This is a genomic window from Pseudomonas sp. MCal1, from assembly GCF_026341415.1.
In the GTDB taxonomy this organism is placed as follows: domain Bacteria; phylum Pseudomonadota; class Gammaproteobacteria; order Pseudomonadales; family Pseudomonadaceae; genus Aquipseudomonas.
In genome coordinates, this window is record NZ_JAKUMP010000003.1 from 86,442 (window position 1) to 106,327 (window position 19,886).

Sequence of the window (19,886 nt, forward strand, 5' to 3'; positions counted from 1 at the left end):
GCGCAGAGGCGCAAACAACCAGAAATAGCTCCCGTCCCGGGTCGATAAAGAACCGGGAGGCAGTGAACACGCGGGGGTGAAGAGCAATGATGGCAGATGGCTTTGACGTGCTACAGGCGACTTTAGTCTGAAACTGACTGGCTGTTCCTGGACGCTGAGGTTGACGATTGCACGCAATCTCTCGCGCGCAAGTGCCTGTTTCATGGGGCGAAACAGCCGACCTAAGGGTTTTCCCTATGACTTCAGGCCTGTGCTTCTACGGCATTTGCGCCTTGAACGAGGCGGTTTAATCCTGCACCATCCGCCCACGCTAATCCAAAGGACGGAAATAAAGGCATGCTGGACGCCAATGCTACCCACATTACCCTCACGCTCGAAGGCGCCTCCGCCGACCTGCAAGTCCTCAGCTTTACCGGTCGCGAAGCCCTCAACGAACCGTTCCGTTTCGACCTCGAACTGGTCAGCGCCCGCCCCGACCTCAAACTCGAAGAACTCCTGCACAAGCCTGGCTGCCTGACCTTCGGCGCCACTGGCGAGGGCAAGATTCATGGTCTGGTGTACCGCATCGAGCAAGGTGATTCCGGCAAGACCCTGACCCGTTACAGCATCAGTCTGGTGCCGCAACTGGCCTACCTGCGGCACAACCATGACCAGCAGATCTTCCAGCAAATGACGGTGCCGAAGATCATTGCCCAGGTGCTGGAAGATCGCGGGATCCTGTCCGACGCCTACAGCTTCCAGCTCGGTGCCGAGTATCCGGAACGCGACTACTGCGTGCAGTACGACGAATCCGACCTGCATTTCATCCAGCGCCTGTGCGAAGAGGAAGGCATTCACTTCCACTTCCAGCACGGCAGCAGCGGCCACAAACTGGTGTTCGGCGACGACCAGACCGTGTTCCGCAAACTGAAACCGGTGAACTACCAGCAAGACTCCGGCATGACCGCCGACAAACCGGTCATCAAGCGCTTCAACCTGCGCCTGGAAACCCGCACCAGCCGCGTCAGCCGCCGCGATTACGATTTCGAAAAACCGAAGATCCTGCCCGAAGGTGCCGTCAAGTCCGCGTTCGCCCCGGACCTGGAGGACTACGACTACCCCGGCCGCTTCACCACGCGTGAGCGCGGCAAGTTCCTATCGACCCGCGCCCTGGAACGCCATCGCAGTGACTACAAACTGGCTGAAGGCAAAAGTGACGAGCCGACCCTGACCACCGGCCACTTCCTGACCCTGGCCGAGCACCCGCGCGCCGAGTGGAACGATTTGTGGCTGCTGCTGGAAATATTCCACGAAGGCAAGCAGCCGCAAGTGCTGGGCGAAAACGTCACCAGCGACGTCACCGACAACAAGAGCGATTTCCACCAGGGCTATCGCAACAGCTTCGTGGCCACCCCGTGGGACGCCCACTACCGCCCTGCCCTCGAACACCCGAAACCGAAAGTCCTCGGCAGCCAGACCGCCATTGTCACCGGCCCCGCCGGCGAAGAAATCCACTGCGACCAGTACGGCCGCGTGAAAGTGCAATTCCACTGGGACCGCGAAGGTCAGGCCGACGACAAGACCACCTGCTGGCTGCGGGTCGCCAGCGGCTGGGCCGGCGCTGCCTACGGCGGCATCGCCATCCCACGGATCGGCATGGAAGTGCTGGTGACCTTCCTCGAAGGCGACCCCGACCAGCCACTGGTGACCGGCTGCCTGTACCACAAGGAAAACGTCGTTCCCTACGACCTGCCGGCGAACAAGACCCGCAGCACCTTCAAGACCCTGAGCTCACCGGGTGGCAAGGGCTACAACGAATTCCGCATCGAAGACAAAAAAGGCGCGGAACAGATCTACATCCATGCCCAGCGCGACTGGGATGAGAACATTGAGCACGACCAGAAGATTCGGGTTGGCAACGAACGGCATGACACGGTCGAAGCCAATGTTTTAAGTGAATTCAAGGTTGAAGAGCACCGCATCACTCATCTGGATCGTGTCAGTGAGATGCGGGCGAATGATCACCTGACCGTGGGCGTGACCCAGCATGTGAAGGTCGGCACCGCGCAGTTCGTTGAAGCGGGCACGGAGATTCATTACCACGCCGGCGACAAGGTCGTGATCGAGGGTGGTATGGAACTGACGGCCAAGGCTGGCGGCAGTTTCGTCAAGGTTGATGCGGGTGGTGTGACCATCAGCGGTGCGGAAGTGAAGGCCAATACTGGCGGTGCGCCGGGTGTGGGTTCCGGTATTCAGATCCTCGTGCCTTTCATTCCTGGCCTGGCAGCCCTCGACAATGCCGGACGCTTGATGCAAACCCGGCTGAATCAAAAGATCGAGGCTGAATCGCTGGCCGTAGTGCCGAAGCTGAAGGCGCCGAAAGGCATCTGCGTTGAGTGCCTGAAGAAAGCCATGCGGGAAAAACTGGCCCTGCAATCGGGAGCCAATTGATGACGAAGGACGACGCAGCGAAAGCCTGGGCAGAGGCGCATAAAAACGCACAGTCGCGATTCGCAATCGTTGAAGCGGGCCTGCTCTCCGAGCCGGATCGACAACAATTCCTCAAATCCGATCCGTCACGCCGCCCCTTGATGCTTCAACCGGAGTTCGCCGAATTGCGCAACTACGGCCCATGGCTCGTGGACGTCAGCGACATGGAATTCGAGGCCTTTCTCGCCCACGAATACTTCACCGGCTGCACTGCCATGGCCAGCTGGATCCGCACCGACTGCCCCGGCGACAAACTCGCAGCGCACCTGAGCGACGCCTTGCTGGCAAAAAACGAAGCCGGCGAAGTCCTGATGATCCGCAGCTACGCCCCTGAAGTGCTGCCGATGCTCCACGCCCGCGACGATCTGTCCTGGCATGCCTGGCTTTTCGGCCCGTTGCAAGAGTGGTGGGTGCCAACGGCGGATGATGAGTGGCAATGCTTCAAAGGGCTCAACCTGGAACAGCCGGGCAAGTACCAGCCGATTTTCCTCGACGCCAGGTTATGGAAGGACATGGAGGTCGACCCCCTGCCCTACAACCTGACCACCGAACTGGAAAAAGACGCGCCAGAGGTATTCACCAGTAGCTGCCATGGCGACCGATTGAACCAGGTCAAGCAGGCGCTGGACGCAGGTCGCGCAGAAGGCTTGTCGGACCCGGAAGACGTCAGCCTGTTTGCCAGCCTGCAATTGATGGATCCCGAGTTTCCGGCGAATTGGCCGATGTGGAACACAGCCAAAGAGCGGGCTGTTGGGGAGAAGTTGCCGCTTGGGGTTGTGATGAGGGAGTTGTCTGAATGAGTCAACATTTTTCCGTAGAAAGCCGATTGGTGAAAAAGAGCCCTGGAAATATTCAATGTCGTTAAGCCTGAATAATTTGAATCAACGCAGATGGAAGAACCGAGCCTTAGCTATCGGCATCCTTATTATTGCTGCCCCTTTTTTAGCATTTTTCATTTATAGCCAAAACCGAATGCCCGGCGCGGCGTTGACGTCTCATAACTATATGGACAGACCTGTCGGTAGCTACTGGGTAAATGATAACTGGGGTGGAAACGGAGGCGTCACCTGCTGCTGGGACATATCCGGAGAAAATGCCAAATTAGTTTGGATCCTGAGCATGTCAAAAGCTCAGGAGGACCAGGGCATGAAAATAGAGAGACATGAGGCTCTGTTGCCCCTGCCAAAACGTAAAGCCGGAGACGATACATTGCACGTCTATTTTCTCCCCGAAAACAAGATTGAGCTTTTGTGGTCTGCCACGACCCTGGATACGAGGTACGCTCCGGAAAACTCAGCAAATCCTCCATCTGACGGACCAGGAAGTCATCCATGAGCACACCAAAAAACTTGTCTGATGCACAAGCTATCAGCGCGCGTTCAAACACGGACACGGTGGGTAAGAAGAGTTCGGTATTGCCCTGTGAAGCAACTCTTCACGTAGGATTTTTTTTTGACGGCGTCAGTCGAAATCTCGAGAAGGACTTAAGAGAGGACCGAGTTACGAATATTGGACGGCTTTTTCTTGCCTATCCTCATGAAAAGACGGCTGCGCCCTCCGACCCAGCCAACCAGTATCATAAATTCTACATATCCGGGCTCGCTACATCTTTCGACGCTACTTTAGGAACAAACGCAACTACCAGTTCCGCCGACCTCAATGGCGCAGTGAGTAAAGTCAAGGATGATGTCTCAAAGCTGCCTAAGGATAACGCTACAGAAGCGGCTGTCGATGTTGGCAAGGACCTTTTGACGGGAAAAAACTGGTGGGAAAACCTCACGAACAATATAAGACCGAAGAATATTATTTCCACGATTGCCACAGCAGCAGCAAAAGCGTCAGTCGAAGGTGTCTCGCCGGTCCGTGACGACGAAGTTGTTTTTAGCTTACTCAAAACTGGTGTGGATACTCGATTAGAAGCCGCAACAAATCGATTCGAAAAACTCGTTGAAGATGTGAAAAAGGCAAATCCGATTTCGATCAAGAAAATATCTGTGTCGATATTCGGATTCGATTATGGCGCAACACTGGCGCGAGCCTTTGCTCATAAGATATTCGAAGCGTGCGACCCTGGTACTACTACCTACAAAGGCGCAAAACTTGAAGTTATCTTCGCGGGTTTGTTCGATGCGGTCGATAGAAGCATGGAAGCATCTGTCGTTCTTGATTTTTTGCTGCCAATCTCCAATAAAGTCGATGACGGAGAGTGTCTGCCGGGCCCTGTAAAATCAGCCCTTCATCTAGTTGCTGCTCATGAATGCAGGGATAACAGGCGTGCTCGACTGATTGGCACTGGATCACTCACCCCGCGCTGGGAAGAGCGCTTGGTTCCAGGAACAAGTTTTGATGTAGGGGGAGGACTAAAAAAAGACAGTACCCCTCACAGTCGCGAACTACACATGGCAGCTCTGCACGATATGTACCGCGCAGCCTACAGTGCCGGAGTTCCCTTCCCTTCGATGGCAAAGCTCCAGGAAAAAGATAGATACGTGTCCAGTTTCTTCGAGTTACACGACCACATTAATGGCACAAGCGCCATTGAGGCGAGTAATCGATACATTTCCAAGGCTGGCAATAAAAAAGTTTCTGCCGATGCCTTTCTCGCCCATCGCCGTCTTTATATTCAAAGACTTCGCGGACTGTGGGAGTTGTACAGTGAGCAACACCGTGCTTATTCCGAGGAAGAAGAGCGTTTGGAGCGACCGGTTTTTGGTGAAAATGGATCTTTCAAGCGCATGTTGGGAATGGGTAGCGAAACCGAAGCTCAAGCCAAAAAGCGTGATACGTCTCTAAAACAGACACGTGAGAGCAAAGAAAGTCTTCGCGCTGAGCTTGGTTGGCTTGAGGAAGTTGATAGAGAAGCCAAACGTCTGCGCATCGGACTTGCTTCGAAATCAGAAAAGGCATTATTGGATGAATGGTTTGCCCCGCAACCAAAGGGCCTCAGCTTCGACATCGAAGATCTTCTGGAGCTCTATCTGAGTGATAGATTCATGATAAACAATATGACGCAATCCCCGAGCACAATAAAATATTTCCTGGTTCGAGAGTTCGATATTCCTGATTTGAAAAAGACTAAAGGAATGTCGCCAGACTACATGGAGCAAATGATGCGTAAGCCATCGACGCAATCGTCAGGCGCTTAGAGTCGAAGTAAGGATAGTCTAAGGTTAGGCTCAAATTGCCCCCTGACAGACTAGTTTGGATATCTTTGATTTCATAAATGATCCAGTCCCGGATGAAGAGCCTCGCCTTTAGCTCATCGAAAGCCTCCAACAGCATCACGGGCAGATAATGCTTCTGCCCGTGAATACTAGGCCGCTTTTCAAACCATCAAACCGGAGCCTGCCAGCTCAACATTTTCTGCTGCGCAACTTGCAGCAAATCACTGCCATCCTGCGTCAGCAGGTATAGCGCATGGGTGATGTGGGGAATGTCCTGGACATCGGCGTGTTTGAAGCACAGGCAGTGCAGGGTTTCGAGCAGGTCGGCGGCGGCGCGTACGCGCTGGACGGCGGCTTCGAAGATGTCTTGGGGGTTGGCTTGGGTGTCGATGACCAGCGGTGCGCTGTCGGTGACGCCGCTGTTGAGCGGGAGATAGCGGGAGGAGCTTAGTTTCAGGATTGGCATTGGAATTACTCAAGGCAGCTTGAAAGTAACCGCCAGCACCGTGACCAAACGATGGGGAGGCGGACTGTGAACAGGCTTGGTCAACCGAGAACCACCTGACTCGGCTCGCCCGAAGGCGACCCTGCACACAGCCGCCACAGCAATGCACTCCACGGACACGAATGTTCGTCGGGGCGAATAATGGCACACATGCACAGGTGATTACGTTAGGTGACCAAACCTAAGCCGCTGATTTTGCAGCGACACCAAACCATAACCGCCCCACTCCAGCCCCCGAAAGCAGACAAGGCATCCACCCTTGTAGGAATCCGCCGAGACTCCCCCGTGAAACAATCCCCGTCCGGACAGCCGGCGTTCAGCCCGGTTAACCATCGCTTAACGCCGCGGTCAAAAACTCTACTGAACCGCACGCCCTCAGTCCCTGGCTGATGCCCAGTGCGGCAGGTTTGGCTTGCAACATGCCGAACTCATTTTCCGTCGCACCGGAGTCCATCATGAACATTCGTCCGTTCCTGCTCACCACTGCCCTCGCCTGCACCGCGTTTGCCGGGCTGGCCCAGGCCAATGACACCGCCAAGGCTGTTCCCTATGAATACGGCATGCCGTTGCATGTCGCCAAAGTGGTATCCCTGACTGAGCCGCCGACACAGGAATGCAAGGTCATCACCGCCGACATGAAGTACATCGACAACGCCGGCAAACCCGAGCAAATCAGTTACCGGAAATTATCTGACGCGTGCAGCTTCCAAAACTGACAGAAAGCTCTGATTTGCGGCTTTGCGGTAGGCGAACACGGGTCTCGAAGGGTATGCTCGGGGCCCTCCTCACTGCCGCAAGGATTCGCCATGCAGTTGTCGTTTCGCACGCTCTCGACCCTCACTTTCTCCCTGTGTTTTCTGCTGTCTTTGGCGTGGGGGCTGGCGCCACAGATGTTGCTGGCGATCTGGAGTATTGAGTACACAGAGGCAGCAGGATTTGTTGCACGACGCATGGCGGTGCTGTTTGCGGCGCTGGGGGTGATGTTTTATCTGGTGCGCAACGCCCCGGTGTCGATCGCGCGTAATGCGCTGAGCAACGGCTTTATCGTCGGCTGTTTTGGCCTGGCGGTGCTGGGTTTTGCTGAATGGCTCAACGGCCACGCCGGCCCCGGGATTCTGCTCGCGGTGCTGGTAGAGTTCGCGCTGGGCCTTGGCTTCTTGCAGGCCCGGCGCGTGACGGTCGAACTGGGTGAAACAGTCAGTTAAACGACTCGGGATCGCGGCACTGAATGGATTGCCGATTGTTGCGCAAGATCCGAGCGCAACCCGGCGATCAGGCCGTTGATTTCGCGACAGCTGTTCAGATGACTGGCATCAATGCCACTCACCAGCAGCTCAACCTGATCGGTCTTGTGATCGCCATACACCTTGACGGTCATCGACAGATCCGGGGACAGCGTGCACTGACAGCGTTTCGGTAGAAAGCTGCTTTCAATGATGTTGCGGAGTTCCAAGGCAGACAGAAACATGGCGAAACCTCTCCTTACTGTGAGACTGCCAATCAAGTATTCACGTCGACCGTTGCCACAGTTTCCCACGGGTGTATCCCCGCTGAATCCTTGGGTGTGACAAGCGGCTGTACTGCGAAAGCCCATTGGAGTGTAGGCGCCCAAACTCGGTGCGCTGCACCAAATCAACGCATAAAACGTGCCTTTCATCAGGTTGCATTCACCTCCTTGCAAATCAATGACTTGGCAAAAAGACAGGCAACTGGCCAGTTGCAAAATGCAAGATCCGATCGTGCAGGCACTGCAATTTGCATGCGGCTGGCGGTTTGCATTCATCCCCTGTGACAGTGAGAATGCCCGTCAACCAACGTACACCCGCCAGGAGGCTTCAATGGGAAATTTCACTGTTTACGCGACCGCCGGCCTGATGCTCGCCAGCCTGTCCACCCTCACCCACGCCGCCAAGCTTGAAGACACCGCGCCTTATCCGAAGGCTGAAGCGGGCTTCACGCGCCAAGTCATCCACCTGCCGCAACAGGCCCAGGAAGAAAACTTCAAAGTCGAAATCCTCGCCGGCAAGACCCTCGAAGTCGACTGCAACCGCCAGCGCCTGGGCGGCACCCTCGAAGAGAAAAACCTCGAAGGCTGGGGCTATCCGTTCTATCGCCTGGAAAAAGTCAGCGGCCCGATGAGCACCCTGATGGCCTGCCCACCCGGCACCCAGAAAAAGCGTGCGTTCGTACCGGTCATCGGTGACGGCTTCACCGTGCGCTACAACAGCAAGCTGCCAATCGTGGTTTACGCACCGTCGGACGTCGAAGTGCGTTATCGCATCTGGTCGGCCTCGGAAAAAGTCGGCACCGCCATTCCCGAGTAACTCGCCAAGGAGCAGCGGCATTGATTACCTGCCACGTCAGATACGTGATTGACCCCTACCAGCTGGACGCATTCGAAGCCTACGCCAAGACTTGGCTCGGCATCGTCGAACGGCTGGGCGGAACGCATCACGGCTACTTCCTGCCCTCGGAAGGCGCGAGCAATATCGCGTATTGCCTGTTCAGTTTCCCGTCGCTGGCGGATTACGAAAGCTATCGCCACATCGCACTGACCGACCCGGAAAGCACGGCACTGGTGGCCGATCTGGTCGAAAAGAAGTTCATCGTCAGCTACGAACGCAGTTTTCTGCGCCCACTGCTGCCCTGAATGCTTCAACTGCCAACGGCTGACAGCTGCTCTGCCGGAAACTCCGACTCATCTGACCAAGGAAGGATTAATGATGTCCATCGCCCTGCCCCTCACTGCATTGATTGCCTTCAGCGGCTACACCGTTTCCGTGATGCTGCAAGCCGAGCAATCGCTGATCGACTTCGGCATCAGCCTGATGTCGCGGCCGGACACTGCGCAGGTGGTAATCGATCTCTATCTGCTGGCAACACTGGCCGGCGTCTGGATGTACAAGGACGCGCGCAAGCGTGGGCAGTCGGGCTGGTCAGTGGTGCCGTATCTGTTGCTGACGGCGGTGTTTGTATCAGTCGGGCCGTTGTTGTACCTGGTTGTTCGGGGCCTGCAGGATCGCAAACGCCCGGCCCCGGTCATTTCGCCAGCCGCCTGAGCCCGAACAGCATCCCGCCCGCCCCCAACAGCATCGCCGCCAGGAATAACGGGTACGACACCCACCATGGCGTGCCGGCGGTCATCATGCTGAATTCCGACATGCCGCCAATGCTCGCAATCAGGTTGAGCGGCAGGAACACCACGTTGATCAACGTGAGTTTGCGCAGCAGGTTGTTCATGCTGTTGTTCATCAGGTTGCCCCGAGCGTCGATCAGCCCGGAGAACACCGTCGAGTAGATTTCCGCCTGCTTGTAGCACTGGTTGTTTTCGATGATCAGATCGTCGATCAGGCCAATTGCTTCGCTGCCGAAATGCTGTTTTTCCGCGTGATTGCGCAGGCGTGTGAGTACCGCGCCATTGCTGTGCAGGGCGTTGATGTAATAGATCAGGCTTTCGCTGAGGTTGAACATCTGCACCAGATGCTGGTTCTGCATCGAGGCGTTGAATTTCTGCTGCAACTCCCGGGCGACCAGTTTGATCACCTTCAAGTGCCCAAGGTAGTGATGGATGTTGTTGAACAGCAGGTCCAGCAACACATCCAGCGGCGTATTGAGTGGTCGGCCCGTGCCGAGACCGTGCAGCGGCGTGTCGTCGGTGGCGATCAACAGCAACTGACCTGGTGAAAACAGCAATCCGCACGACGACACCTCGAAGGCCAGGCTGCCGCCGCCGGAATAGTTCTCCGGGCGCTTCCAGATCAGGAACAGATGATCGGGATGGAATTCAATCCGCGACACCTCGTCCGGGTCCAGCGCCGAGGCCAGCGCGTGTTCATCGAGTTTGAAGTGACTGTGGAGCAAATCGCGCTCGGCAGCGTCCGGGTCGCTGAACAGCATCACCTCGGCGTCCAGTCGCTCGACCCGCTGCAAGGCGCCGTGATTGAGTGCAAAGCTGTTGATCATCGGCCGGTCACCAGGCCTGGCCACGGCGCTTGAGTTCGAGGCGCCGCACAAATTCTTCCAACACGAGTGAATACAGATCGTCCTGCAAATAAGCGTCTTCGATGCCGGCGTCGAGGTTCGGGTTGTCGTTGACCTCGATCACCACCACCTTGTCGCCCGCCTGTTTCAAATCGACGCCGTAAAGTCCGTCGCCGATCAGGTTGGCGGTCTTCACCGCCAGTTCCACCACCGCGCGCGGTGCTTCGTGGATCGCCAACGTGCGGCACTCGCCGTTGACGTCCTGGCCCTTGGCCTTGTGGTTGTAAATCTGCCAATGGCCCTTGGACATGAAGTACTGGCAGGCAAAGATCGGTTTGCGGTTGAGCACGCCGATGCGCCAGTCGTACTCGGTGTAAAAAAACTCCTGGGCCAGCAACAACACCGAATGTTCGAACAGCTCGGCGGTGGCGTCCAGCAAGGCCTGCTGGCTCTCGACCTTGATCACGCCACGGGAGAAGCAACCATCCGGGATCTTCAATACCAGTGGAAAGCCGAGGCGCTCGCCGACTCGCTCGAAATCTTCGGGTCGTTCCTTGTAGAGGATTTCCGTAGCCGGCATGCCCAGTTGATGGCTGTTGAGCAGATCCGTGAGATAGACCTTATTTGTGCAGCGCAGGATCGACGTCGGATCATCCATCACCACCAGCCCCTCACTTTCGGCCTTCTTGGCGAAGCGGTAAGTGTGGTTGTCGACGCTAGTGGTCTCGCGGATCAGCAAGCCGTCGTATTCGGCCAGCCTTGCGTAGTCCTTGCGTTCGATCAGTTCGACATCGATGCCCATGCCCTTGCCGACCCGCACAAAGTTTTCCAGTGCCCGAGCGTTGGACGGCGGTAACGCCTCCTGCGGATCATGCAGGATCGCCAGGTCATAACGCGCCACTTGCGGCGAACGCGGAACTCGCCAGATCTTGCGACTGAAGCCGTCCAGCGCATTGGCGAACTGGTCTTCCTGATCGTCACGCAACTTATGCAAGGCACCGGATTTTATACCTTCGATGTGCCAACCGTTAGTTCGGCGAAATTCAACTAACAGAATCGGACACGGGAATACTTCGAATAATTGCCGGGCGAGATCCTGCAACGGTTCGATATGCGTTTTGCCGAAATAAAGTGTGAGGGTAAAACCTTCGGTATCGCTATAGAGATGATGGCTGAGGGCTTTTTCCAGGGTTTTATCCAGGTCATCCAGGGCCAGACCATAAAGAGATTTTCGGGTCAGCTCGCTGATGGTCCGCACCGAAGGAATCACCTTGTGCCCCCGGGCCTCGGCCAGCAGCGAGCAGTAGTAGCCGTGGCCCAGGTACTTGTAACTTCGGCACAGATTGATCACCTGCACCCGTTTTCCCTGCTCGTTGTCGGGTGGTTGTTCGAGGTATTCCTGGGCCGTCAGGATGTCCTCGCTGGGAAAATACGAAGCCCAGTCTTCCTTGCGTTCGACGATGATCAACACTTGGCTGGAAGTTCTGATCTGCGGTTTTAAATAAGTTGCCGGTGGCAAACTTTGAATGGATACTTCGCGCCAATGACCCTGTACCGCTGACATAGAAATTGATCCGTTGGAGAACAAGACCTTTTCTATTAAGCACGAAGTTTTTCGAAAGTCCCGTTTCGTTACGCAACTTTTACGGTGGTCATATGAATGCTGTTTTTCGCCTGGCAGTCGTTGAGGATTTGCCAGCATTGCTCACGCTGGAGATGCACTGTTTCACCACAGACCGGCTCACGCGCCGCAGTTTCCAATGGATGATCACCCGGGCACACGGGCAATTGTGGGTGGCCGAACGCGAGGGACAACTGGCCGGTTATGCGCTGGTGCTGTTTCATCGCGGCACTTCACTGGCCCGGCTGTATTCCATTGCGATTGCGCCCGAAGCGCGCGGCGGCGGTCTGGGCAAACAACTGCTGCAACGGATCGAGGCCTGTGCGCTTGAGCACGATTGCGCGTACCTGCGGCTGGAAGTGCGCACCGACAATCCCGCCGCCATTGCCCTGTATGAGCGCAACGGCTACCGGCGCTTCGCGCTGATCCATGACTACTACGAGGATCACGCCGACGCGCTGCGGCTGGAGAAACGCATTCTCCAGCACCGCGATTCACGCGACATCAAGGTCCCCTATTACCGCCAAACCACCGATTTCACCTGCGGCCCGGCCTGCCTGCTGATGGCCATGGGGGCGTTGCAAGCCGATCGCTTGCTGGAGCGACGCGAGGAATTGCAGTTGTGGCGCGAGGCAACCACGGTGTTCATGACCGCCGGCCACGGCGGTTGCAGCCCGCAAGGCCTGGCACTGGCGGCCTGGCGCCGGGGTTTTACAGTGCGTTTGCAACTGAGCATGACCGGGCCGCTGTTTCTCGACGGAGTGCGGGACGCGCATAAAAAAGACGTCATGCGCCTGGTGCACGACGAGTTCATGGCGCAGCTGAACGACTCCGATGTCGTTCAACTCATTGGCGCAACACTGGACCTGCCGGCGCTACTGGCCGACGGTGGGCAGCCTCTGGTGCTGATCAGCAGCTATCGCCTGACTCGTTCCAAGTCGCCGCACTGGGTAATCGTCACCGACTGCGATGAAGACTTTGTCTACCTGCACGACCCGGATGTCGATCACAGCCAGCACCGTCAGCCCATGGACTGCCAGCATGTGCCGGTCAGCCATGGGGAGTTCGAGAAGATGTGCCGCTTCGGGCGTGGCAAATTGCGGGCGGCGGTTGTGCTCTATGCCCGCTCATCCGCATGAAGGATTCATTTGAGTCCGACTTTGTACAGCGATCCGTCGGACTCATCGGTCAGCACATAGAGGTAACCATCCGGCCCTTGGCGCACATCACGGATCCGCTGTTTCAGTTCGCCCAGCAAGCGCTCTTCATGCACCACCCTGTCGCCGTCGAACTGCAGGCGGATCAGTTCCTGCGTCACCAGCGCACCGATGAAAACGTTGTGCTGCCACGGCTTGAAGCGATCGGCATCGTAGAACGCCATCCCGGTAACGCCCGGGGACTTTTCCCAGACATGGTGCGGCCCTACCGTGCCTTCGGCGGTCTTGCCCTTGGCTTCCGGAATCGGTTGCATGGAGTAGTTGATGCCGTGAGTCGCCAGCGGCCAGCCGTAGTTCTTGCCGCGCTCGATGATGTTCACCTCATCGCCGCCGCGCGGACCGTGCTCGTTTTCCCAAACGGTGCCGGTCCACGGGTTGAGCGCGGCGCCCTGGGGATTGCGGTGGCCGTAGGACCAGATCTCCGGGCGCACGCCGGACTGGCCGACAAAGGGATTGTCATCGGGTACTTTGCCGTCGGGGTAGATCCGCACGACTTTGCCTTGCAGCTTGTCCAGATCCTGCGCGGTCGGGCGGTCGTTGTTTTCGCCCAGAGTGATGAACAGATAACCGTCCCGGTCAAACACCAGCCGCGAGCCGAAGTGGTTGCCGACCGACAGCTTCGGCTCCTGGCGGAAGATCACGTTGAAGTCCTTCAGGCTTTTCAGGTCATCCGAAAGACGCCCGCGCCCCACCGCCGTTCCGGCCTTGTCACCCGCACCGCCGCCCTCGGCGTAGGACAGGTAAACGAGCCGATCCTGTTTGAAATCCGGTGACAGCACCACATCGAGCAATCCGCCCTGCCCCTTGGCCCAGACGTCCGGTACACCGGTGATCGGCGCAGACAGCTTGCCGCCGGCATCCACCACCCGCAGGTTACCGGGGCGTTCGGTCACCAGCATGCCCTGACGATCCGGCAGGAAAGCCAAGGCCCATGGATGCTCGAGCCCTTGGGTAATCGTCGTGACTTCAAGGGTGCCCTGCTCGCTTTGCAGCTCTTTGGGGGCGGCGGCGAACGCCGGGGCTGCGATCAGTGCGCTGGCACATAGACCGGCCAGAAGGGTTTTACGCAACATGCACGATTCCTTTTGTTCGTTTGAAGGGCTGACAGAAGTGGCTCTGCCATTCAACGGTTGCTCCCGCTGTCACGGGCTGGAGGATTGGGAATGAAGGTGGGGGGCTTGCTCGGAACGGAGCGCGGCGGCTGACCGTTGCCGATACCGCGGTTTTCCAGGGTCGGTGGCCGGGGCACTGGCACCGTGTTCGGCCCGCGAAGCGGCGGAGCGCTGGGCTGGGTGCCCTGCATGCTGTTGGGATTCGCCCGGCGGATCGGGCTGTTGTAGGGGTTGTTGCTGTTGCCGGTCGGACTTTGTGCCAGCAACAGCGATGAATACGTGGTTGCGCCCTCGGCATGAACCAGCCCGCCACTGAGGGCCAGCAACGCAATGCCTAGCAGGAAACGGTTCATGAGCGGCCTCTCTGGATGTGCGTGTTTTGATGCACGTGGCTTAGAGCCTTCGAGTCCACGCTACGCCGTGGGTTCGGATTTGTTAACCCGTCACCGCTAAACAAGATGTAACACGGCTTGACCTGCCGTTTACCGCCGCCTCCGCAAACAACGGAAACTTTTGCGCCGGGCCACGGGTCACCCGAACATCACTTGGAGAACAGCACCATGGCTCGGGCAATCTGGAAAGGCGCAATCAGTTTCGGTCTGGTGCATATCCCTGTGGCTCTGGTTTCGGCGACCTCGTCACACGGCGTTGACTTCGACTGGCTCGACAGCCGCAGCATGGACCCGGTCGGCTATAAGCGGGTCAACAAGGTCACCGGCAAGGAGGTCACCAAAGAGCACATCGTCAAAGGCGTGCAATTCGAAAAAGGCCGCTATGTGGTGCTCAGCGAGGAAGAAATCCGTTCGGCGCACCCGGTGTCGACCCAGACCATCGACATTTTCGCTTTCGTCGACAGTGAACAGATCCCTTTGCAGAACATCGACACGCCCTATTACCTGGCCCCCGACAAACGCGGTGGCAAGGTCTACGCATTGCTGCGTGAAACCTTGAGCAAAACCCGGAAGGTCGCCCTCGCCCGCGTGGTTTTACACACGCGCCAGTATCTGGCGGCGTTGATGCCGCTGGAGTCGGCGCTGGTGCTGGTGAAGCTGCGCTGGCCGCAGGAAGTACGCAGCCTCGATGAACTGGCGCTGGGCAGTGAAGTGACCAAGCCGCAGTTGGCGAAGGGCGAACTGGAAATGGCCAAACGGCTGGTTGAAGACATGACCGCGGAGTGGACGCCCGAGGACTACAAGGACGAGTTCGAAAACAAGATCATGGCGCTGGTGGACAAGAAGGCCCATGAGGGCAAGATCGAAGACGTTGAGACCGTTGAGGGCGAAGAAGAGCGCAAATCGGCCGATGTTATCGACCTGACCGAACTGCTCAAGCGCAGTCTCGGCGGGAAGGCTCCGGCCAAACCGGCGAAGAAGACCGCCAGCAAGTCAACAACGGCGAAGAAGACCAAAAAAGCGTCGTGAAAATCAAATCGGGCGACTGTCTTTCAACAGTCGCCCGATTCGTCAGATCAGAATGAAGATCGCCAGCAGACCGCCGAAGATCGCCCACTTTTCCATGTAGTAAAGCTTGCGATTGCGCTTTTTCAGCTCTTTGCCACGCAGGCGAATCTTGTAGATTTTGGTAAACAAGCGGTTGATGCCACCGGTGCGGTCACCGGCATCGTTCGGTGCGCCGGCTGCCGACATCACGTTGCGGCTGAACCAGCCGTTGAATGCCGCTGCCCAGCGGTACTTCATCGGACGCTCAACGTCACAGAACAGGATGATGCGGTTCTGGTCAGTGGTGTTTTCCGCGTAATGAATGAAGGTCTCGTCGAACATCACCGCTTCGCCATCACGCCAGTGATAGTTCTCGCCATCGACGTTGATGTAGCAACCGGCATCGTTCGGCGTTTCCAGCCCCAGGTGATAACGGTAGGAACCGGCGTACGGGTCGCGGTGACGCACCAGTTTCGAGCCCGGCGGCAATTCGGCGAACATCGCGGCCTTGATCGAGCCGATGCTCTGCACCAGCTCAGTGGTGCGCGGGCACAGTTGCAGCGCCGACGGGTGGCTGTCGCCGTACCACTTCAGGTAGAAACGCTTCCAGCCGGTCTTGAAGAACGAGTTGAAACCAACATCGTCGTACTGGTTCGAGCGCTTGATCTCGCCGGCACGCAGCAGATTGCGGCCTTCCTCGCGGATCTCTTCCCAGTGCGTCTGCAACGGAGTCAGGTCGGGGAAGTCTTTCGGGTCCAGATACGGGGTATTGGGCTTTTTCGAGAACAGATAAAGGAAGCAGTTGATCGGTGCCAGGAACGAAGAGTGATCGCTCAGTTGACGACCTAGTTTGTGGCGCACGCGCCCCCGCAGGTGAACGTATGCAATGGAAATGACATATACAGCGGCAATGATGAGTTTCACGGAAATCGTCACACGTCAGAAGTGAACAAACTGCGCGCCTTTCAGGCGTTGGCAACAGGCCTTTCGCAGTGTCTGAATACAAAACAGCGTCCCGGTGGCACATCCCTGAGCCCGCGCGCTGGAAGGGCGCCGGGTGAATGGATGGCATTTTAGCCACAGTTTGTAACCAATAGTGAACCTTCATCTGTGAAAAACTGTCCCGCGATTGCACCAATCGGCACTCCGGGTGTCACTGCCCTATCGTTTAAAGAGCCAGACCAGTACAATCGCCGCCAAACTTTACGCGCCCCCTTGGTTGATGACGGGAATTGCCCCGCCTCAGCGCACTTCGACTCGGGCCAAGCGCTCCGGCCGCACCTCGCTTTTCAGAATGCTTCGCAGGAAAAACCTTTGATTTCTACAGCTAACATCACCATGCAGTTCGGCGCCAAGCCGCTGTTTGAAAACGTTTCGGTCAAATTCAACAACGGCAACCGTTATGGCCTGATCGGCGCCAACGGTTGCGGCAAGTCGACCTTCATGAAAATCCTCGGTGGCGATCTTGAGCCGTCTGCCGGCCAGGTAATGCTCGAGCCGAACGTGCGCCTGGGTAAGCTGCGTCAGGATCAGTTCGCCTACGAAGAATTTACTGTGATCGACACCGTGATCATGGGTCACGAAGAGCTGTGGAAGGTCAAGGCCGAGCGCGACCGCATCTACTCGCTGCCGGAAATGAGCGAAGAAGACGGCATGGCCGTGGCCGAGCTGGAAACCGAGTTCGCCGAGATGGACGGCTACACCGCCGAATCCCGTGCCGGTGAACTGCTGCTGGGTCTGGGCATTCCGCTGGAACAGCATTTCGGCCCGATGACCGAAGTGGCGCCAGGCTGGAAACTCCGCGTTCTGTTGGCCCAGGCACTGTTCTCCGATCCGGAAGTGCTGCTGCTCGACGAACCGACCAACCACCTGGACATCAACACCATCCGCTGGCTGGAAACGATTTTGACGGCGCGTAACAGCACCATGATCATCATTTCCCACGACCGTCACTTCCTGAACAGCGTCTGCACCCACATGGCCGACCTGGACTACGGCGAGCTGCGCCTGTTCCCGGGCAACTACGACGAGTACATGACGGCGGCGACCCAGTCCCGCGAGCAACTGCTGTCGGACAACGCCAAGAAGAAAGCCCAGATCGCCGAACTGCAAACGTTCGTCAGCCGCTTCTCGGCCAACGCCTCGAAAGCCAAACAGGCCACTTCCCGTGCCAAGCAGATCGACAAGATCCAGCTGGCCGAGGTCAAGCCATCGAGCCGCGTGAGTCCGTTCATCCGCTTCGAACAGACCAAAAAGCTGCACCGTCAGGCCGTGACCATCGAGCAGATGTCCAAGGGCTTCGACGGCAAGACCCTGTTCAAGAACTTCAGCTTCACCGTTGAAGCCGGCGAGCGCGTAGCGATCATCGGCCCGAACGGCATTGGCAAGACCACCCTGCTGCGCACCCTGATGGGCGAACTGACCCCGGACACTGGTTCCGTGAAGTGGACCGAAAGCGCGGAACTGGGTTACTACGCTCAGGACCACGCCCACGACTTCGAAGACGATGTGAGCCTGTTCGACTGGATGGGTCAGTGGACTCAGGGCGAACAAATGATCCGTGGCACCTTGGGCCGCATGCTGTTCTCCAACGACGAGATCCTCAAGTCGGTGAAGGTGATCTCCGGTGGTGAGCAAGGTCGCATGCTGTTCGGCAAGCTGATCCTGCAAAAGCCGAACGTTCTGGTGATGGACGAACCGACCAACCACCTGGACATGGAATCGATCGAGGCGCTGAACCTGGCGCTGGAAAACTACCCGGGCACGCTGATCTTCGTCAGCCACGACCGTGAGTTCGTATCGTCCCTGGCCACGCGCATCATCGAGCTGAGCCCGAACGGCGTGACCGACTTCAGCGGCACCTACGACGATTACCTGCGCAGCCAAGGCGTGGTGTTCTGAGTCGAATCGAGCGGTAAACAGAAAGCCCTGTCCTTGTGACAGGGCTTTTTTTTGCTCATTCCTGATCGTTCCCATGCTCTGCGTGGGAATGCCTCAAGGGACGCTCCGCGTTCCAGCTCTGGAAGGGACGCGGAGCGTCCCGGGCTGCATTCCCACGCGGAGCGTGGGAACGATCAACGTGAGGACGTTAGTGCGTGGTGCGTGGAAACGATCGTTAGCCTGCTTTCTTTTATTTCAGCGCCAAGCCATGATGCCAACTCTCCCACCGCCGCCCGCGAACGAGCCCTCATGTCTGCGCAGCAAAAGCCTCCGCAAAGCTCCATGGCGATCACCCTGCAGATCGTCTCTATCGTTTTCTATACCTTTATCGCCTTCCTCTGCATCGGTTTACCGATTGCGGTGCTGCCCGGTTATGTCCACGAACAACTGGGTTTCAGTGCAGTCATTGCGGGGCTGGTAATCGGTTCGCAATACCTGGCCACCCTGCTCAGCCGGCCGATGGCCGGGCGCATGTCGGACACCGTCGGCACCAAGCGGGCGATTGTGTATGGCTTGTCGGGGATTGTGCTCAGCGGTGTGCTGACGCTGGTTTCGACGCTGTTGCAGAGCTTGCCGCTGTTGAGCCTGTCGATCCTGATCGTCGGTCGTCTGCTGCTGGGGATCGCCCAGGGCCTGATCGGCGTTGGCACCATCAGTTGGTGCATGGGCCAGGTCGGTGCCGAACACACCGCGCGCTCCATTTCGTGGAACGGCATCGCGTCTTACGGTGCGATTGCCATCGGCGCGCCGCTGGGCGTAGTGATGGTCGCCGACTATGGTTTCGAGAGCCTCGGCATCGCTTTGTCATTGCTCGCGGCCGGCGCCTTGCTGTTGATCCGCAACAAGCCGTCGGTGCCGGTGGTGCGCGGTGAAAGACTGCCGTTCTGGGCGGTGTTCGGGCGGATTGCGCCGTTCGGTGCCAGTCTGAGCCTGGCGTCGATCGGGTACGGCACGCTGACCACCTTCATTACTCTGTATTACCTCAATCGCGGCTGGACCGGCGCGGCGTACTGCCTGACTGTGTTCGGTGTGTGTTTCATTCTGTCGCGCCTGCTGTTCATTTCAGCCATCGGGCGTTTCGGCGGATTCACCTCGGCGATTGCCTGCATGACCATCGAAACCGTCGGCCTGGTCATGCTGTGGCTGGCGCCTTCGACTGCGTATGCCTTGATCGGTGCCGGTCTGGCCGGTTTCGGCCTGTCGCTGGTGTACCCGGCGCTGGGCGTCGAAGCAATCAAGCAAGTGCCCAACTCCAGTCGCGGCGCAGGGCTGAGTGCTTATGCCGTGTTTTTCGATCTGGCGCTGGCGATTGCCGGGCCGTTGATGGGCGCGGTGGCGCTGAATCTGGGCTATTCGTGGATTTTCTTCAGTGCGGCCGTGCTGTCCGTGACCGGACTGGGATTGACCTTGCTGCTCAAGCGCCGGGCCATGGCGTGAG

General features: G+C 57.6%; 21 protein-coding genes. 13 read left to right on the forward strand and 8 right to left on the reverse strand.

The features are described from left to right. Nucleotides 1-336 precede the first annotated feature (336 nt). From MKZ87_RS06215 to MKZ87_RS06230, 4 genes are read left to right on the forward strand one after another with little or no spacing between them, the layout of a single operon-like run. Nucleotides 337-2,430 (forward strand): type VI secretion system tip protein VgrG, encoded by a 2,094-nt coding sequence (locus MKZ87_RS06215; protein ID WP_266200424.1) that lies wholly within the window; start codon nt 337-339, stop codon nt 2,428-2,430. Next, nucleotides 2,430-3,269, forward strand: coding sequence for a DUF4123 domain-containing protein (locus tag MKZ87_RS06220; RefSeq protein ID WP_266200425.1), 840 nt, complete (start codon nt 2,430-2,432; stop codon nt 3,267-3,269). Before MKZ87_RS06215 ends, MKZ87_RS06220 begins: the two co-directional genes overlap by 1 nt. A 55-nt stretch (nt 3,270-3,324) precedes the next feature. Beyond that, the gene (locus tag MKZ87_RS06225) at nt 3,325-3,804 is read left to right on the forward strand and encodes a DUF3304 domain-containing protein (RefSeq protein WP_085703030.1); all 480 of its coding nucleotides are present in this window, start codon (nt 3,325-3,327) and stop codon (nt 3,802-3,804) included. Continuing rightward, a complete protein-coding gene (locus tag MKZ87_RS06230) occupies nt 3,801-5,615 on the forward strand; it encodes a DUF2235 domain-containing protein (RefSeq protein ID WP_085703031.1) in 1,815 nt (604 codons plus the stop codon). The genes MKZ87_RS06225 and MKZ87_RS06230 overlap by 4 nt, the downstream gene beginning before the upstream one ends. 187 nt (nt 5,616-5,802) lie before the next feature. Here the strand turns inward: MKZ87_RS06230 and MKZ87_RS06235 are convergent, their stop codons facing one another. Together MKZ87_RS06235 and MKZ87_RS06240 are read right to left on the reverse strand one after the other, a co-directional pair. Then, complete coding sequence (locus MKZ87_RS06235; RefSeq protein ID WP_085703032.1) at nt 5,803-6,099, reverse strand: hypothetical protein; 297 nt, start codon at nt 6,097-6,099, stop codon at nt 5,803-5,805. 364 nt (nt 6,100-6,463) lie between these two features. Continuing rightward, nucleotides 6,464-6,601 carry a hypothetical protein gene (locus tag MKZ87_RS06240; protein WP_170929684.1) on the reverse strand — a complete coding sequence of 46 codons (138 nt, stop codon included), beginning with the start codon at nt 6,599-6,601 and terminating at the stop codon, nt 6,464-6,466. Between MKZ87_RS06240 and MKZ87_RS06245 the strand changes: the two genes are divergently transcribed. Next, nucleotides 6,594-6,854 (forward strand): DUF2790 domain-containing protein, encoded by a 261-nt coding sequence (locus MKZ87_RS06245; protein WP_085696249.1) that lies wholly within the window; start codon nt 6,594-6,596, stop codon nt 6,852-6,854. The genes MKZ87_RS06240 and MKZ87_RS06245 overlap by 8 nt on opposite strands. A gap of 90 nt (nt 6,855-6,944) precedes the next feature. After that, the gene (locus tag MKZ87_RS06250) at nt 6,945-7,343 is read left to right on the forward strand and encodes a hypothetical protein (protein WP_085703033.1); all 399 of its coding nucleotides are present in this window, start codon (nt 6,945-6,947) and stop codon (nt 7,341-7,343) included. On the opposite strand, the gene MKZ87_RS06255 is transcribed toward MKZ87_RS06250, so the two are convergent. After that, nucleotides 7,340-7,606 carry a DUF1652 domain-containing protein gene (locus MKZ87_RS06255; RefSeq protein WP_085696251.1) on the reverse strand — a complete coding sequence of 89 codons (267 nt, stop codon included), beginning with the start codon at nt 7,604-7,606 and terminating at the stop codon, nt 7,340-7,342. The two genes, MKZ87_RS06250 and MKZ87_RS06255, sit on opposite strands and share 4 nt — an antisense overlap. A gap of 370 nt (nt 7,607-7,976) precedes the next feature. Between MKZ87_RS06255 and eco the strand changes: the two genes are divergently transcribed. The 3 genes from eco to MKZ87_RS06270 all read left to right on the forward strand — a co-directional run bounded on the left by eco (nt 7,977) and on the right by MKZ87_RS06270 (nt 9,197). After that, entirely contained in the window at nt 7,977-8,462 is a 486-nt protein-coding gene (eco, locus tag MKZ87_RS06260) for a serine protease inhibitor ecotin (RefSeq protein WP_085703034.1), read from the forward strand. Nucleotides 8,463-8,482: 20 nt separating this feature from the next. Beyond that, a complete protein-coding gene (locus MKZ87_RS06265; protein ID WP_085703035.1) occupies nt 8,483-8,788 on the forward strand; it encodes an NIPSNAP family protein in 306 nt (101 codons plus the stop codon). Nucleotides 8,789-8,858: 70 nt separating this feature from the next. Continuing rightward, nucleotides 8,859-9,197, forward strand: a complete 339-nt coding sequence (locus MKZ87_RS06270) for a DUF2834 domain-containing protein (RefSeq protein WP_085703036.1) — start codon at nt 8,859-8,861, stop codon at nt 9,195-9,197. Here the strand turns inward: MKZ87_RS06270 and MKZ87_RS06275 are convergent. Both MKZ87_RS06275 and MKZ87_RS06280 read right to left on the reverse strand, forming a co-directional pair. After that, nucleotides 9,178-10,101: a magnesium transporter CorA family protein gene (locus MKZ87_RS06275; RefSeq protein WP_085703037.1), complete on the reverse strand. Its 924-nt coding sequence runs from the start codon at nt 10,099-10,101 to the stop codon at nt 9,178-9,180. The two genes, MKZ87_RS06270 and MKZ87_RS06275, sit on opposite strands and share 20 nt — an antisense overlap. A gap of 7 nt (nt 10,102-10,108) precedes the next feature. Next, a complete protein-coding gene (locus MKZ87_RS06280) occupies nt 10,109-11,683 on the reverse strand; it encodes a RimK family protein (protein ID WP_085696255.1) in 1,575 nt (524 codons plus the stop codon). Nucleotides 11,684-11,775: 92 nt separating this feature from the next. On the opposite strand from MKZ87_RS06280, the gene MKZ87_RS06285 reads away from it, so the two are divergent. Then, nucleotides 11,776-12,879 (forward strand): GNAT family N-acetyltransferase/peptidase C39 family protein, encoded by a 1,104-nt coding sequence (locus tag MKZ87_RS06285; protein ID WP_266200426.1) that lies wholly within the window; start codon nt 11,776-11,778, stop codon nt 12,877-12,879. A 5-nt stretch (nt 12,880-12,884) separates the two neighbouring features. Here MKZ87_RS06285 and MKZ87_RS06290 read toward each other — a convergent pair whose 3' ends face one another. Together MKZ87_RS06290 and MKZ87_RS06295 are read right to left on the reverse strand one after the other, a co-directional pair. Then, nucleotides 12,885-14,030, reverse strand: a complete 1,146-nt coding sequence (locus tag MKZ87_RS06290) for a PQQ-dependent sugar dehydrogenase (RefSeq protein ID WP_266200427.1) — start codon at nt 14,028-14,030, stop codon at nt 12,885-12,887. Nucleotides 14,031-14,080: 50 nt separating this feature from the next. After that, a complete protein-coding gene (locus MKZ87_RS06295) occupies nt 14,081-14,422 on the reverse strand; it encodes a hypothetical protein (RefSeq protein ID WP_085696258.1) in 342 nt (113 codons plus the stop codon). A 207-nt stretch (nt 14,423-14,629) separates the two neighbouring features. Here MKZ87_RS06295 and MKZ87_RS06300 point away from each other — a divergent pair, with 207 nt between their 5' ends. After that, nucleotides 14,630-15,490 carry a Ku protein gene (locus MKZ87_RS06300; RefSeq protein WP_266200428.1) on the forward strand — a complete coding sequence of 287 codons (861 nt, stop codon included), beginning with the start codon at nt 14,630-14,632 and terminating at the stop codon, nt 15,488-15,490. 42 nt (nt 15,491-15,532) lie between these two features. Here the strand turns inward: MKZ87_RS06300 and lpxO are convergent, their stop codons facing one another. Then, the gene (gene lpxO, locus MKZ87_RS06305; protein ID WP_085696465.1) at nt 15,533-16,432 is read right to left on the reverse strand and encodes a lipid A hydroxylase LpxO; all 900 of its coding nucleotides are present in this window, start codon (nt 16,430-16,432) and stop codon (nt 15,533-15,535) included. 390 nt (nt 16,433-16,822) lie between these two features. On the opposite strand from lpxO, the gene MKZ87_RS06310 reads away from it, so the two are divergent. Next, nucleotides 16,823-18,409, forward strand: a complete 1,587-nt coding sequence (locus MKZ87_RS06310) for an ABC-F family ATPase (protein ID WP_085696331.1) — start codon at nt 16,823-16,825, stop codon at nt 18,407-18,409. A gap of 288 nt (nt 18,410-18,697) precedes the next feature. Then, entirely contained in the window at nt 18,698-19,885 is a 1,188-nt protein-coding gene (locus MKZ87_RS06315) for an MFS transporter (RefSeq protein ID WP_085696332.1), read from the forward strand. Nucleotide 19,886 lies beyond the last annotated feature (1 nt).